Origin of the sequence: Amycolatopsis sp. lyj-84, assembly GCF_046549075.1 — a bacterium.
GTDB lineage: Bacteria > Actinomycetota > Actinomycetes > Mycobacteriales > Pseudonocardiaceae > Amycolatopsis.
Window position 1 is genome coordinate 118005 of the sequence record NZ_JAJPWO010000021.1, and the last position, 14476, is coordinate 132480.

At 69.4% G+C, this 14476-nt stretch carries 10 protein-coding genes; 5 read left to right on the forward strand and 5 right to left on the reverse strand.

Going from position 1 to position 14476, the window contains the following annotated elements:
* Positions 1 to 345: 345 nt before the first annotated feature.
* Positions 346 to 2187: a M48 family metalloprotease gene (locus ACLJRM_RS41005; protein ID WP_410666121.1), complete on the forward strand. Its 1842-nt coding sequence runs from the start codon at positions 346 to 348 to the stop codon at positions 2185 to 2187.
* Here the strand turns inward: ACLJRM_RS41005 and ACLJRM_RS41010 are convergent.
* Both ACLJRM_RS41010 and ACLJRM_RS41015 read right to left on the reverse strand, forming a co-directional pair.
* A complete protein-coding gene (locus ACLJRM_RS41010; RefSeq protein ID WP_101605964.1) occupies positions 2177 to 3010 on the reverse strand; it encodes an SAM-dependent methyltransferase in 834 nt (277 codons plus the stop codon). The genes ACLJRM_RS41005 and ACLJRM_RS41010 overlap by 11 nt on opposite strands.
* A gap of 140 nt (positions 3011 to 3150) precedes the next feature.
* A complete protein-coding gene (locus ACLJRM_RS41015) occupies positions 3151 to 4248 on the reverse strand; it encodes a hypothetical protein (RefSeq protein ID WP_410666122.1) in 1098 nt (365 codons plus the stop codon).
* Positions 4249 to 4392: 144 nt separating this feature from the next.
* Here ACLJRM_RS41015 and ACLJRM_RS41020 point away from each other — a divergent pair, with 144 nt between their 5' ends.
* Positions 4393 to 5712 carry a serine/threonine-protein kinase gene (locus ACLJRM_RS41020; protein WP_410666123.1) on the forward strand — a complete coding sequence of 440 codons (1320 nt, stop codon included), beginning with the start codon at positions 4393 to 4395 and terminating at the stop codon, positions 5710 to 5712.
* A gap of 49 nt (positions 5713 to 5761) precedes the next feature.
* The gene (locus tag ACLJRM_RS41025; RefSeq protein ID WP_101605962.1) at positions 5762 to 6157 is read left to right on the forward strand and encodes a hypothetical protein; all 396 of its coding nucleotides are present in this window, start codon (positions 5762 to 5764) and stop codon (positions 6155 to 6157) included.
* On the opposite strand, the gene ACLJRM_RS41030 is transcribed toward ACLJRM_RS41025, so the two are convergent.
* Positions 6150 to 6332, reverse strand: a complete 183-nt coding sequence (locus tag ACLJRM_RS41030) for a hypothetical protein (protein WP_101605961.1) — start codon at positions 6330 to 6332, stop codon at positions 6150 to 6152. The two genes, ACLJRM_RS41025 and ACLJRM_RS41030, sit on opposite strands and share 8 nt — an antisense overlap.
* A 68-nt stretch (positions 6333 to 6400) precedes the next feature.
* Entirely contained in the window at positions 6401 to 6943 is a 543-nt protein-coding gene (locus ACLJRM_RS41035; RefSeq protein ID WP_410604145.1) for a type 1 glutamine amidotransferase domain-containing protein, read from the reverse strand.
* 99 nt (positions 6944 to 7042) lie between these two features.
* On the opposite strand from ACLJRM_RS41035, the gene ACLJRM_RS41040 reads away from it, so the two are divergent.
* The gene (locus tag ACLJRM_RS41040) at positions 7043 to 8050 is read left to right on the forward strand and encodes a DNA topoisomerase IB (RefSeq protein WP_410666124.1); all 1008 of its coding nucleotides are present in this window, start codon (positions 7043 to 7045) and stop codon (positions 8048 to 8050) included.
* On the opposite strand, the gene ACLJRM_RS41045 is transcribed toward ACLJRM_RS41040, so the two are convergent.
* Positions 8033 to 9610: a SpoIIE family protein phosphatase gene (locus tag ACLJRM_RS41045; RefSeq protein WP_101605958.1), complete on the reverse strand. Its 1578-nt coding sequence runs from the start codon at positions 9608 to 9610 to the stop codon at positions 8033 to 8035. The genes ACLJRM_RS41040 and ACLJRM_RS41045 overlap by 18 nt on opposite strands.
* A gap of 130 nt (positions 9611 to 9740) precedes the next feature.
* Between ACLJRM_RS41045 and ACLJRM_RS41050 the strand changes: the two genes are divergently transcribed.
* Positions 9741 to 14420, forward strand: a complete 4680-nt coding sequence (locus ACLJRM_RS41050) for a HAMP domain-containing protein (protein ID WP_101605957.1) — start codon at positions 9741 to 9743, stop codon at positions 14418 to 14420.
* Positions 14421 to 14476 lie beyond the last annotated feature (56 nt).

The window sequence follows — 14476 nt, forward strand, 5'->3', positions numbered from 1 at the left end:
AACGTCCCCGATCCTCCGTTGATCAAGACCGTGCCACCCCGCGACCGACAGGGGAAGATTTGGGACGTTCAACGTCCCAAATCCCACATCGGCATCCAGAACAAGCTCTACAACCGCACCGCGACGACATCAGGATCCCGTGGGGAAGCGAATACGGGACCACCAGAACAGTCCTTACCACTCACGAGGTCTCTCCCGTCCCAGGTGGCGGACGTAGCTCTTCGTTCCCGCACGAGTCCGCTGGGTAGCCGGTTACTATTCGGCCGCACAGACGGCACTTGTGCGAAAAGAGGTAACCGGACGATGCAGGCCCGAGGACGCGCCGTCCTCGCGACACTTCTGCTCGTGGCGTTCCCAGTGGTGGTCGTCGCGATGGGTGTCGCCAGTGTGCTGGCGGGCCTGCGGATCCAGGGCAAGATCGGCACCTACGTGATGCTCGCCGGGCTCGCGATCATGATCGCGCTCGGCTTCGGGCTGGTGAGCGCGCTGCGGGCGCGGCGGCCGCCGATCGAGGGACCGCGGCTGGATCGTGACGCCCATCCGGAGCTGTGGGAGATGATCGACGACCTCGCGGCCCAGGTGAAGACTCGGCCGCCGGACGAGATCGTGCTGATCGGCGAGATCAACGCGGCGGTCAGCGAGGACGCCCGGTTCCTCGGCCTGCGACCGGGCCGCCGGACGATGCTGGTCGGGCTGCCGTTGCTGGCCGCGCTGAGCGTGAGCGAACTGCGCTCGGTCCTCGCGCACGAACTCGGCCATTACAGCGGCGGCCACACCCGCCTGCTCGCGCTGACCTATCGCGGCACCCAGACGCTCGCCTTCACCGTCGACAGGCTGGACGGCGGCCCAGCCAGGGCCCTGCTCTCCGCCTACTCGAAGCTGTACCTGCTGGTCGCGCGGTCGGCGAACCGGCGGCAGGAACTCCAGGCCGACGAGGCGTCCGTGCTCGCGGCGGGAAGCCGGACGGCGGCCGCGGCACTGCGGAAGGTCGCGACGCTCAACCCGCTTTGGAAGGACTACGCCGAGCGCTACATCTCGCTCGGCATGGCTGCGCGGCGCACTCCCGCGGTCCTGCTGGGCTTCCGGTCGTACCTCAACCACCCGGTCCAGCGGGACTGGATGACCGAGTACGCCGAAGACATCCTCGACGGCGAGGAGCTGTCGAAGTTCGACAGTCATCCGCCCACGAAGCGGCGGATCGCCGCGCTGGCCGGGGTGCCGGACAACCCGGTGAAGCCGGACGCGCGGCCGGGCTGGGCGTTGCTGGGCGCGCCGAAGGTCGATGTCCCCGAAGCGGAACTGGCGGTGCTGATCCGCGACGTCGGGCCGCGGGCGGACTGGGACGAGGTCGTCAAACGCGCCGGGCGGGCGTCGGTGGCGGAGGGCGCGAAGCTGCTGACCTCGGCCGGGATCGAGAGCAGGCTGGCGCCGCGCGGCACGATCGGCGAAGTCGTCCGGGTCCTGCGCGACGGCGACGCGGACGCGCTCGCCAAACCCCTGCGGGCCCCGTCCCGCGAAGAGGGCCGCGCACTGCTTACCGAGTTGTTCGCCGACACCGTCACCGCCGCGATGATCGACAACGGTGTCGCCGCGCACCGCCTGAACTGGGGCGGTGGCTGGGAACTGTGTCTCGGCGACGGCGAGCCGTTCGACGTCACCGAACTGGTCGGCCCCGCGGTGCAGAGCCCGCGCGCGGTCGACGAACTGGTCCACAACCTGCAGTTGCTCACCGTGCCCGCCGGGTACTTCTGCAAACAGGAGCCCGAACGGGAGCCGGATCCCGCCGAAGCACGGATGCTCGGGATGTTCACCGCGTTGAAGGCCAAGCGGAAGCTCTACGACCTGATCGTCTGCGACACCGAAGTGGTGTTGCTGCCGATGTCGCGTTCGGTACTGGTCCGCCGCGGTGTCGCCGGGCTCATCGGAGCGCGAGGGGTGTCGGACCGCAAACGGATCCGGAAGCTGCGGGAACGCGGCCTCGACGATCTGCGTGCCGAGCCGGGCGCGCGGCGCATCCCGTTCACGGACATCGTCGCGGGCGGTTTCCCCCGCCGGAAGCTCACCGTCTACCTGACGATGGAACTCTCCGACGGCGAGACGCTGGAACTGGCGATCACCGGCAACACAGAGGACTTCGGGACCGCCCACGACGACCTGAAAGCGTTCTTCAGCTCGCTCAAGGCTTGACCGCCACGCCGCCCAGGCTCAGGTAGTTCAACCGGGTCAGCGGAGCCAGGCGCGGGCCCTCCGGCCACCATTCGTGCAGGTGCACGAGACCGGGTTCGAGCATCTCCAGCCCGTCGAACAGCGACTCGATCTCTTCGCGGCTGCGGTGCACCGTGCCATAACCGATGCCGTCCATCAGGCCGTCGAGCTTCCGCGCGAACTCGCCGTACGGCCCCTCGCCGTCGGTGTAATAGTGCGTGAGCAGCAGATACGACCCGGGGGCGAGCGCGTCGACATAGCCACGGACGATGGCTCGCGCCCTGTCGAGGTCTTCGATGTGATGCAGCACAGCGTTGAGCAGCACCGCGACCGGGCGGTCGAGTTCGAGATGCTCGGCGATCGCCGGATCGTTCAGCGTCTGCTCGGGATCGCGCAGATCCGCGCCGCTGACGTGCACGAGGTGGTCTTCCAGCAACGCCAGTCCGTGTGCCTGGACCACCGGGTCGTCGTCGACGTAGATGACCAGCGCGTCGGGGTTGTACCGCTGCGCCGTCTGGTGCGTGTTCTCGACGTACGGCATGCCGGAGCCCAGATCGAGGAACTGGCCGACCCCACGGGTGCCGGCGAGGAACCGGACCACCCGGCTGGCCCAGGACCGGAATTCCTTGGCCACCGCGGCGCCGTCGGGGGCCACCGTGAGGAAGGCCTCGACGGCCAGCCTGTCGATCTCGTAGTGGTCGTGTCCCCCGAGGAGGGCGTCCTTCATCCGGGCGAGATTGGGTTTGTCGTAGTCGAGGGGCGGTAACGGGCGCCTCGGCATGGACCGGACCTCGTCCGAAGTCATGGACACGCTCCACCCTTCAGCCGCATGCGGATCGCGGCGAACACGGTCCACGGCTCCCTCGACATCGACGGACAGTGCACAGGTTACGACATGGCGTATGGGAATGTGAACCTCCCCACAGCCTTGCCTACCTGCAATGATCATCCGAAGACGAGCTCACCCCAGGTGATCCCGCCGTCGGTGGTGCGGTACACGGCCGAGCCGCCCTCGGCGTCGGGGAGCCCGTCGACCACCACCCCGACGAGCTCGTCCGGGAAGTCCAGATCGTTGAGACAGACCCCGCGGCCACTGAGCACCGTCGTCGTCCAGGTCGCCCCGCCGTCGGCGGTGCTGTGCAGGAATCCGGTGCCGCCGCCTTCCGCCGCGACGGTCGCCGCCGCGGGCGAAGCGGCGCTGAAACTCTGGTCGATCCCGAGCGTGGGCGCTTGCGCCGTTCCGGTGAACCGCCCGCCGAGCTTCGGCGCTCGCCACAGCCGCCGGACGGTCGACCCCGGCTGCGGCGTCCCCGGTCCCCCGCTGCACAGCGCCAGCACGTGCCCCCGCCGTACTCCGCTCAACGAAGCCGAACTGTCCGCCGGGCACGGTGCCGGCGCGGACTCGAAGGTCAGGCCGTCGGACGACGTCCAGTACTTCTGGACGCGGTAGTCCGCCCCCATCGACACCTGGATCCCGCCGCTGGTGGCGATGTCGCCGTAGGTCGCGGAGCCGGTGACGGTGAACCCCGGGACCGGCTGGAGGACCCGCGTGCCGGCGATCCCGGCGTACAACGCCGTCGTCGACGGGCTGCCGAAACCGGTGACCATCGCGAACACACGAGGTCCTGCTTCGGTGATTTTCGAAATATAGAACGGTTCCCGAACCCCGGCGAGGCGGACGCGGGACCAGTTGACGCCGCCGTCACGGCTGGCGAGCAACCGGGCGCCGTCGGAGAGGAAGATGTCGCGCTCGTCGATCACGGTGAGCTTGACCTGATTGTGGTTGTCCGGCAAGGAGATCGGCGGCGTGCCGACTCGCCGCCACCGCTTCCCGCCGTCGGCCGTCGACAGCAGCGACGCGCACCATCCCGGTTTCCCGCACGGCGAAAACCCGAGGACGAACCCGCGCAGCGGCCCGGTCCAGCTCGTCGACGCGGGCGCGAAACCCTTGGGTACCAGCGAATCGGCGGTGGCGGGCGGAGTGATCGCGGCGACGGCGGTCAAGGCGATGGCGGCGAGCACGGCCCACCGGTTCGGCTTCATGACCACGAGACGTCCGGCCCTCGCGGGGGTTGCCCGCCGTTCGGGGTGAACCCGCGGATCACGTCCGGTACGCTCGCAAACCTTGTTTCGCCCGGAGCCGGACCGGGTATACGGCGTTCGGCCGGTGAGACGGAGGTAGCACCGATGGACGACGCGGGTTCGCGCGCTGGCGGTGACGACGACGAAGACCTCGACGCTGGGACCACCCAGCGACGGTTCAGCCTGAACGTCCACGACCCCGATCACCTGCCGCGCAAACTCGCCGGCCGGTACGAGGTCGGGGATCTGCTCGGCCGCGGCGCGACCGCGCGGGTCTTCCGCGCCCGTGATCTGCGCGAGCGGCGCGAAGTCGCGCTGAAACTGTTCCACGCCGACACGATGACCCGCGACGAGCGCCGTCGCGAACAGGAGATCCAGGTTCTCAGCGCGGTCCGTCATCCCGGGCTCGTCCCGTTGTACGACGCGGGTTCCGACGACGGCTACACCTATCTCACGATGCGTCTGGTCGAAGGGCCGAATCTGGCCCAGCGCCTGCGATCCGGCCCGCTCTCCCAGGACGCGGTCGTCGATCTGGCCGCCCGGTTGAGCGACGCGCTCGCGCACGTCCACGCGCACGGCATCACCCACCGCGATCTGAAACCGGCGAACATCCTGATGGCCGACGACGGCCCGTTGATCGGCGATTTCGGTGTCGCGCACGCCTTCGACGCCACCAGGGTGACCGAAACCGGCGGCGTCGTCGGCACGGCGGCGTACATGGCGCCCGAACAGGTCCGAGGTGAGAACGTCGGCCCGCCCGCCGACGTCTACTCACTCGGCTTGGTCCTGCTCGAATGCCTGTCCGGGGAACGCGAGTACACCGGGACGCCGGTCGAGGCCGCGGTCGGGCGGCTGCACCGGTCGCCCCGGATCCCCGCCGGACTGTCGGTGACCATGACGACGCTGCTGCGCGGGATGACCGCGCGGAAGCCGTCGCAGCGCCCGACCGCCGCGGCGATCTCGCGGATTCTCTTGGAGGACTCCACCGGGACCAAGGTCGCCCACCTCAACCCGGGCACCCGCAAGCGGGCGGCCGTGGTCGCCGCCATCAGCGCGCCCGCCGCCGCGATCACCGTCGGCGTGCTGCTGATGGTCAGCCAGACCGGGACGAACCCACCGGCCCAGCCGGGCGGGATGCTCCCTCCGGCGGCGACAGGCACCTCGGGTCCGGTGGCGGGACAGGGACAACCGTCCTCGGAAGCCGTCGAAGTGCCGACCCGCGATGCGAAGGCACCCAACGGCACGGTCGTGGTGACCGAAGCCGTCCCGGTCTCCGTGAACCGGCCCAACACCGCCGAAAGCGTCGGCGTCACCTCGACACCGAGTGGCGCGACGGCGTCGAACGGCGACCCGAGCACCTCGGACAAACCGAGCAAGACGAAGACCCGGACCAAGTCGAGGACCAAGACCCGGGATCCCGGCTGAGCTTCCGCCCGGCCGGGCTGTCCACTGTGGACGATGATGGGAGACGGCGATGAGCTACATCAACGACCCGCGTGAGCCGCAGGTGCCCCAAGAGGAGATCGTCGAACGGACACCCGCCCGGATCCGCGTCGTCCGCGTCGTCAACGCCCTCATCCGCGCCGTGTGCTCGGTGTTCGCGCTGGTGCTCGTCGTGCACATCCTGCTGGTGTTCGGCGAGGCCAACGCGGGCAACGGTTTCGCGCAGCTGATCGACCAATGGTCGCGAGGGGTCTCGCTGGGCCTGCGCAACCTGTTCACCCCGGAGGGGGCGAAGCTGCGAACCCTGCTCAACGACGGATTGGCCGCCCTGCTGTGGCTCATCATCAGCGGCGTGCTCACCGACCTGATCACCCGGATCGGCATCCCCGGCCCGAAACGGGTCTGGTACCGGCGAACGCTCAGTTGAGCGAATCCGGCTTCCCCCGCGGGGCGTCACCGGCCTGGGCCTGCTCGGTCTGGGCGTCGGTGACGGCCGCGGCGGTGTCCACGGCCTGACCGGCGGGCGGCTGCCCTCCGGTCTCCGGTTCGGTGTCGAAATGCTCACGGCACCAACGGCCGTAGCGTCTCGAATGCACGGTCATCGCGGCACCTCCTTCTCTACCACCAGACTCCCCCAGTCATGTGACGAGCGCCACTCGTTTACCCGGACTCACTTGCCGAATTCGGACACGATCGCGGCACAGAACGCGGGCAGGTCATCGGGATTCCGGCTGGAGATCAGGCCGTTGTCGTTCACGACCTCCTGGTCGACGACCGTGCCGCCGGCGTTGCGGATGTCGGTGCGGACGCTGGGGTACGAGGTGAGCGTGCGGCCGCGGACGACGTCGGCCTCGACCAGCGTCCACGGACCGTGACAGATGACCCCGACCGGTTTGCCGCTGTTCACGAAGTCGCGGACGAACCGCACCGCGTCCTCGTCCGCGCGCAGATTGTCCGGATTCATCGTGCCGCCGGGCAGGACGAGCGCGTCGAAGTCGTCGACCGTGACGTCCTTGACGACGCGGTCCACAGTGAACTTGTCCGCCTTGTCGATGTCGCCGTTCATGGCCTGGATCTCCCCGGATTCCAGGGAGACGACCTCGGCCGTCGCTCCGGCGTCGGTGACCGCTTTGCGCGGTTCGACCAGTTCCACCTGTTCCACGCCGTCCGCGGCGAGAATGGCCACGCGGCGTCCGTTCAGCGATGTCGCCATCGGATTGCCTCCTCAAGTCGGCTTCGCCCCCGGATTACCCCGGACCGATCCGGTCGAACCACCGGTATGAAGCGCGATCACCGGGGGTATCCGGACCGCATGCGACTACGGCGAGCGGACCTCGGGTCCCCCGGCATCCGAAGACGGCGCAGAGGCCGTGGCTTCGGCTATCTGACCCCGGACGGCGAGCCGCTGAAGGACGCGCACACGATCGACCGGATCGACGCGCTGGCGATCCCGCCCGCGTGGCGGCGCGTGTGGATCTCTCCGCACGAAAACGCTCACATCCTGGCCGTCGGGGTGGACGACGCCGGGCGTCGCCAGTACCTCTACCACGAGGATTGGCGGCGGACCCGGGACGAGGAGAAGCACGAACGCGTCCTCGCGCTGGCGCGACGGCTCCCCCGGCTCCGCGAAGCCGTCCAGGAGGACCTCGATTCCCGCGGGCTCACCCGCGAACGCGTCCTCGCCGGCGCGCTGCGCATGCTCGACCTCGGGGTGTTCAGGACCGGCGGGGAGAACTACGCCGACGAGAACGGCACGCACGGCGTGGCGACGCTGCTGTGTGAACACGTCTCGGTGAGCGAAGGCTGCCTGCTCTGCGATTACCCCGCGAAAGGCGGAATCCAGCGGAAGGTCCGGTTGCGGGACGACGGCCTCGTGCGGCTCGTCCGCTCTCTCCGGCGCGCCCGTGGCGGGGAGGTGCGCCTGCTCGCCTACCGCGACGGCCGCGAATGGCAGGAGGTCCGGGCCGACGACATCAACGAACGGCTCAAGGAACTCGTGGGCGACGACTTCACCGCGAAGGACCTGCGGACCTGGAACGCCACCGTCCTCGCCGCTTCGGCCTTCGCGGACAAGGAAAAGCCGTCCAGCGAACGGGGCAGGAAACAGGTCGAGAAGGCCGTGATGACCGAGGTCGCGGCAGGCCTCGGCAACACCCCCGCCGTGGCGAGACAGTCCTATGTGGACCCTCGGGTGACCGAGGCGTACCGGCGGGACCGGACCATCGAACGCGCGGTGCGGCGGGCCGGGAAGGCACCCGGTCCGGACGAGGCGAGGGAGATCGTGGAACGGGCGGTGCTGCGCCTACTGCGCGGGTCGTGAGGCCTCGATGGCGAGGACGGCGATGTCGTCGTGTGTCCCGCTGCCGAGCCATTCCCGCACCGCAGAGCGCACGCGGGCGACCACGTCGCGGCCGGACAGCCCCCGACAGCCGGTCAGCAGTTCACGCAGACGCTCGTCCCCGAACAGGTCCGACGGCCGCTCGTGGTGGCGCGCCTCGGTGATCCCGTCCGTGTAGAGCAGGCAGACGTCGCCCTCGGCCAGCCGGATCGTCGTCTCGGCGAACCGGGCCTGCGGGGAGATCCCGACCAGCGTGCCGGGCAGGGTGATCTCGTCGACGCCGCCGCGGCGGCGCACCACCAGCGGCGCGGGATGCCCGCCGGAAGCCAGAGTGACGGCGAGACCGTCCTCGCCGGCCAGCACCGAACCGAGCACCAGCGTGGCGAACCGGCCGCTGCCGCCGGTGATGAGCAGGGAGTTGAGCAGGGTCAGCAGTGTCGTGTTGTCGTGCTCGACGAGATTGAGCGCGGCGAGGGTCTGCCGGACCCGGCCGGTGAGCGCGGCCGCCTCGGCTCCCTTGCCGCAGACGTCGCCGAGCACGTACATCGCGCCGCCGTCTTCCCTCGGCAGGACGTCGTAGAAGTCGCCGCCGACGTCGAGCAGGCCGCTCGACGGCTCGTACCAGACGTCGAACTTGACGCCGGGAACGTCGGGCGGCGGAGTCGGGCGCAGCGTGGTCTCCAGGCCGCGGGTGGCCTCTTCCTGGCGGGCGTAGCGATGCGCGTTCGCCAGCGCCGTCCCGGCCGCCCGGGCGAACTCGGTCACCGCGCGCGAGTGGTCGTCGCCGAACGCGGGGGCGCCGCGCCTGCCGAGCATGACCGCGCCGGTGACCCCCGCACCGCCGTCCAGGCCCAGCGAGACCACGGTGACCGACGAATGGCCGGCGAGGCGCTCCGCGACGACCGCGGGCAACGTCGCGACCTCTTCCTCCGGCACGGCCTTGGCCTCGGGTTCCTCGGTGGAGGCGAAGGTTCCGGCGAGCACCGGCGCCAGCTGGGCCGGGACGCGGCGGATCCGGCCGTGCCCGTGGCTGGTGCGGTGGTCGCAGCTCCACCATTCCCACCGGCCCCGGGTGGTCGGCAGCAGGACGAACACACAGTCGGCGAGTTCGGCGGCGGCGACTTCGGCGATCACCTTCGCCGTCCCGTGCCGCCCCCGGGCGGAGGCCAGCCGGGGCGCCGAAGCGGCGAGGAAGCCGTCGACGCGCGGGCCGTCGGCCGCGACCTCGGAGGTCACCGTCCAGGCGTGCCAGCCGCCGGGCAGGGTCCGGATGCGCGCGGGGAACCGGCGGCCGGTGTGCTCGACATGGCCGACGTCGGGGCCTTCGGCGGTCAGTACCGGGCGGCCGCCGCCGAACAGCTCGCGGGCGGCGGGGTTGGACCAGCGCAGCGCACCGCCGACGTCCTGCACGAGCACGGCGTCACGCACGTCTTCGAGCAGCTCGCGCCAGAACCTCCCGGATTCGGGCAGCGCGCTCTCGCTCGTCGTGGGCGACGGCTCCGAGGGGAGCGACGTCGAGGCCGGGGCGGGCCGTGACACCATTCCCGGACCTCCTCCTGCCTGGCGGGTAGCGCAGCGTGAGCGGGCGGACTGGCTCGAAGTGTAGGTCGAATCATGGCACGCTGATGCGACGACCATGGCTTGGCATGCGTGGTGGAGAGGGTCGACACAGATGACACAGCACTCCCAAAGGGACCGGACCCCCGTGGAAGGTGGTGGCGCCCAGGTGGACGAAGCGACTCTGGAACGCCTGCTCGCGGCGGCTCGTGACCTCGGGGACGGCAACTTCCGGCGACGGTTCGTGGCGCACGGCGACGGGCTCGCGGCCCAGCTCGCGGGCGCCTTCAACGACATCGCCGAACGCAACCAGCGGCTCGTGACCGAGCTTCTGCGCGTCCGCGAAGCGGTCGGCAAGGAAGGCAGGCTGACCGAGCGCGTCGCGGCCGAGATCGGTCCCGGCGGCTGGGCGACCGCGGTCGACGTCGTCAACGGGCTGATCGAGGACGTGAGCAGGCCCACTGCCGAGCTCAACCGCGTCCTGGGCGCGGTCGCCGAGGGTGACCTGTCGGAGCCGATGCCCCTGGAAGTCGGCGGACGGCCGCTGCAAGGTCAGTTCGCCGAGGTCGCGAAGACCCTGAACGGCCTGATCAAACAGCTTTCCCGGTTCGCGACCGAGGTCACCAGAGTGGCCCGCGAGATCGCCACCGAAGGACGGCTCGGTGGGCAGGCCGAGGTCCCGGGTGTGGCGGGCACCTGGCGTGATCTCACCGACAACGTCAACGTCATGGCCAGCAACCTGACCGACCAGGTCCGCAACATCGCCCAGGTGACCACCGCCGTGGCGCGGGGAGACCTGACCCAGAAGATCAACGTCGACGCGCGCGGCGAGATCCTGGAGCTCAAGAACACCGTCAACATCATGGTCGACCAGCTCTCGTCGTTCGCCGACGAAGTCACCCGCGTCTCGCGCGAGGTGGGCAGCGAAGGCCGTCTCGGCGGACAGGCGCAGGTCCCCGGCGCGGCCGGTACGTGGCGCGACCTCACCGACTCGGTGAACCTGATGGCGGACAACCTGACCGACCAGGTCCGCAACATCGCCCAGGTCGCCACCGCCGTGGCCAAGGGCGACCTGTCGCAGAAGATCAACGTCGATGCCAAGGGCGAGATCCTCGAACTCAAGAACACCCTGAACACCATGGTCGACCAGCTGTCGTCCTTCGCCGACGAAGTCACCCGGGTCGCGCGGGAGGTCGGCAGCGAAGGGCGTCTCGGCGGACAGGCGACCGTGCCGGGCGTCGCGGGCACTTGGCGCGGGCTCACCGACTCGGTGAACCAGATGGCGGACAACCTGACCGACCAGGTCCGCAACATTGCCCAGGTCACCACCGCCGTCGCGAAGGGCGACCTGACGCAGAAGATCACGGTCGACGCGCGCGGCGAGATCCTCGAACTGAAGACGACCGTCAACACGATGGTCGACCAGCTCTCGTCGTTCGCCGACGAAGTCACGCGAGTGGCGCGCGAAGTCGGTACGGAAGGTCAGCTCGGCGGGCAGGCGCAGGTACCCGGGGTCGCCGGGACCTGGCGCGACCTCACCGGGTCGGTCAACTTCATGGCGAACAACCTCACCGCGCAGGTCCGGAACATCGCCCAGGTGGCGACGGCGGTGGCGAAGGGCGACCTGTCGCAGAAGATCGCCGTCGACGCCAAGGGCGAGATCCTCGAACTCAAGAACACGCTGAACACCATGGTGGATCAGCTCTCGTCGTTCGCCGACGAGGTCACCCGGGTCGCCCGTGAGGTCGGCAGCGACGGGCGGCTCGGCGGCCAGGCACAGGTGCCCGGTGTCGCCGGGACCTGGAAGGACCTGACCGACAACGTCAACTTCATGGCGAACAACCTGACCGACCAGGTGCGGAACATCGCCCAGGTCACCACGGCGGTGGCCAAGGGCGACCTGACGCAGAAGATCATCGTCGACGCGCGCGGCGAGATCCTGGAGCTCAAGAACACCGTCAACATCATGGTCGACCAGCTGTCCGCGTTCGCCGACGAAGTCACCCGCGTCTCCCGTGAGGTCGGCACCGAAGGCAAGCTCGGCGGCCAGGCGCAGGTGCGCGGCGTCGCCGGGACCTGGAAGGACCTCACCGACAACGTCAACGTCATGGCCGACAACCTCACCGATCAGGTGCGGAGCATCGCCACGGTGACGACGGCGGTGGCGAACGGCGACCTGTCGAAGAAGATCGCGATCGACGCCCAAGGCGAGGTCGCCGTCCTCGCCGAGACGATCAACAGCATGGTCGAGACGCTGCGCGCGTTCGCCGACGAGGTCACCCGGGTCGCGCGCGAGGTCGGCACCGAGGGCATCCTCGGCGGCCAGGCCCGCGTCCCGAACGTGGCGGGCACGTGGAAGGCCTTGACGGACAACGTGAACGTCATGGCCGACAACCTGACCGGCCAGGTCCGCAGCATCGCGACGGTGACCACCGCGGTGGCGCAGGGCGATCTGTCGAAGAAGATCGACATCGACGCCCGCGGCGAGATCCTCGAACTCAAGACGACCATCAACACGATGGTCGACCAGCTGTCGTCGTTCGCCTCCGAAGTCACCCGTGTCGCGCGCGAGGTCGGCACGGACGGCACGCTCGGCGGCCAGGCGGAGGTGCCCGGTGTCGCCGGGACGTGGTCGCGGCTGACCGAGAGCGTGAACCAGCTGGCCGGGAACCTGACCACCCAGGTGCGGGCGATCGCGCAGGTGGCCACCGCGGTGACCGCGGGCGATCTGACCCGGCACATCACCGTCGACGCGTCCGGGGAGGTGGCCGAACTCAAGGACAACATCAACCAGATGATCGCGAACCTGAAGGAGACCACCCGCGCGAACCGCGAACAGGACTGGCTCAAGACCAACCTCGCCCGGCTGTCCGCGCTCATGCAGGGTCACCGCGATCTCGCGTCGGTGGCTTCGCTGATCCTGTCCGAGCTGACGCCGCTGGTGTCCGCGCAGCAGGGCGCGTTCTTCCTCGCGCGCGAAGACGAGCAAGAGGAAACGGTCCTGGAGAGCATCGCCACCTACGGGCTGGCGAAATCCCAAGCGGGCCTTCGGTTCTCCCCCGGCGAGTCGCTCATCGGGCAGGCCGCCGTCGACCGCCGCACGATCCTGGTCCACGAAGCGCCGCCGGAGTACGCGCTCATCTCGTCGGGACTGGGCTCGGCCGCGCCGGTGAACGTGATCGTGCTGCCGGTGCTGTTCCAGGGCGAGGTGCTCGGCGTGCTGGAACTGGCGACGATCAACGCCTTCAGCACCGTTCACATCGACCTGCTGGAGCAGCTGAAGGAGACCATCGCGGTCAACGTCAGCACCATCCAGTCCAACTCGCGCACCGAGGCGCTGCTGACCGAATCCCAGCGCCTGGCACAGGAACTGCGCGCGCGATCCGAGCAGTTGCAGGCGCAGCAACGGGAACTGCGCCGGTCGAACACGGATCTGGCGGAGAAGGCGGCGCTGCTGGCGCAGCAGAACCGCGACATCGAGGTCAAGAACAGCGAGATCGAGCAAGCGCGGCAGGAACTCGAAGAGCGCGCCGGGCAGCTGACCATGGCGTCGCAGTACAAGTCCGAGTTCATGGCGAACATGTCGCACGAACTGCGGACGCCGCTCAACAGCGCGCTGATCCTCGCGAAACTGCTGTCGGAGAACCCGGACGGGAACCTGTCGGAGAAGCAGATCCAGTTCGCCCGGACGATCTACTCGGCGGGCAGCGACCTGCAACAGCTGATCAACGACATCCTCGACATGGCCAAGGTCGAAGCCGGGCATCTCGATCTGCAGATGTCCGACGTCACGCTGCCGGAAGTGGTCGAGTACGTCGAATCGATCTGCCGGCCGCTGACTTCGGACAAGGGCCTGGAATTCGCCGTCCTGATCGACCCGCCGGTGCCGTCGTCGATCCACACCGACGAACACCGCGTGCAGCAGGTGCTCCGGAACCTGCTGTCCAACGCGGCGAAGTTCACCGACGAGGGCGGCGTGCGCCTGCACATCCGGATGGCCGACCAGGGCGAGGTCGAAGCCGACTCGCTCCGCCAGGCCCCCGGCGTCCTCGCGTTCGCCGTCGAAGACACCGGAATCGGCATCGCGCCGGACAAACTCGCGATCATCTTCGACGCGTTCCGCCAGGCCGACGGCACCACCAGCCGCAAGTACGGCGGCACCGGGCTGGGCCTGTCGATCAGCCAGCAGCTGACGGAACTGCTCGGCGGCGAACTGCGGGTCCGCAGCGAACCCGGCAAGGGCAGCACGTTCACCCTGTACCTGCCGGTGAGCGCGTCGAACCTGATCGTCCCGACCACACAGGCGAGCGGCGTCCCGCTGATCATGGCCGTCCCGCAGGTGATCCCGGTGACCTCGTCGCTGCGGTTCCACGGCGAGAAGATCCTGATCGTCGACGACGACCTGCGCAACGTCTTCGCGCTGGCCGCCGTCCTGGAACGCAACGGCCTGGAAGTCATCTACGCGGAGACCGGTGTCGCGGGCATCCGGGCCCTGGAACGGCACGAGGACACCGCGCTGGTGCTGATGGACGTGATGATGCCCGAACTGGACGGCAACGCCACCATCACCGCGATCCGCGCCGAAGCCGCGCACGAGGACCTGCCCGTGATCGCCGTCACCGCGAAGGCGACCGCGGAGGACAAGGCGCGGACCCTGGCCTCGGGAGCGGACGACTACGTCACCAAGCCTGTCGACACCGACCGGCTGCTGGACCTGATCGCGGCGCACCTGGAAGCGGATGCCGCCTCGAGCGGCCTCTCGCAGGCCATTGTCCCCGCGGACACTTCGGACTGAGGCCGCGGCGTCGGCCGGGGTGGTCGTGAGTGGCGATTCGGGTTAGAACCCGAATC

Excerpts from the sequence above, each read along its gene's own strand:
- ACLJRM_RS41030 (WP_101605961.1), bottom strand. The coding sequence starts at position 6,332 with ATGACCGTGCATTCGAGACGCTACGGCCGTTGGTGCCGTGAGCATTTC.
- ACLJRM_RS41050 (WP_101605957.1), top strand. The coding sequence starts at position 9,741 with ATGACACAGCACTCCCAAAGGGACCGGACCCCCGTGGAAGGTGGTGGC.
- ACLJRM_RS41045 (WP_101605958.1), bottom strand. The coding sequence starts at position 9,610 with ATGGTGTCACGGCCCGCCCCGGCCTCGACGTCGCTCCCCTCGGAGCCG.
- ACLJRM_RS41040 (WP_410666124.1), top strand. The coding sequence starts at position 7,043 with ATGCGACTACGGCGAGCGGACCTCGGGTCCCCCGGCATCCGAAGACGG.
- ACLJRM_RS41025 (WP_101605962.1), top strand. The coding sequence starts at position 5,762 with ATGAGCTACATCAACGACCCGCGTGAGCCGCAGGTGCCCCAAGAGGAG.
- ACLJRM_RS41015 (WP_410666122.1), bottom strand. The coding sequence starts at position 4,248 with ATGAAGCCGAACCGGTGGGCCGTGCTCGCCGCCATCGCCTTGACCGCC.
- ACLJRM_RS41010 (WP_101605964.1), bottom strand. The coding sequence starts at position 3,010 with ATGACTTCGGACGAGGTCCGGTCCATGCCGAGGCGCCCGTTACCGCCC.
- ACLJRM_RS41020 (WP_410666123.1), top strand. The coding sequence starts at position 4,393 with ATGGACGACGCGGGTTCGCGCGCTGGCGGTGACGACGACGAAGACCTC.
- ACLJRM_RS41035 (WP_410604145.1), bottom strand. The coding sequence starts at position 6,943 with ATGGCGACATCGCTGAACGGACGCCGCGTGGCCATTCTCGCCGCGGAC.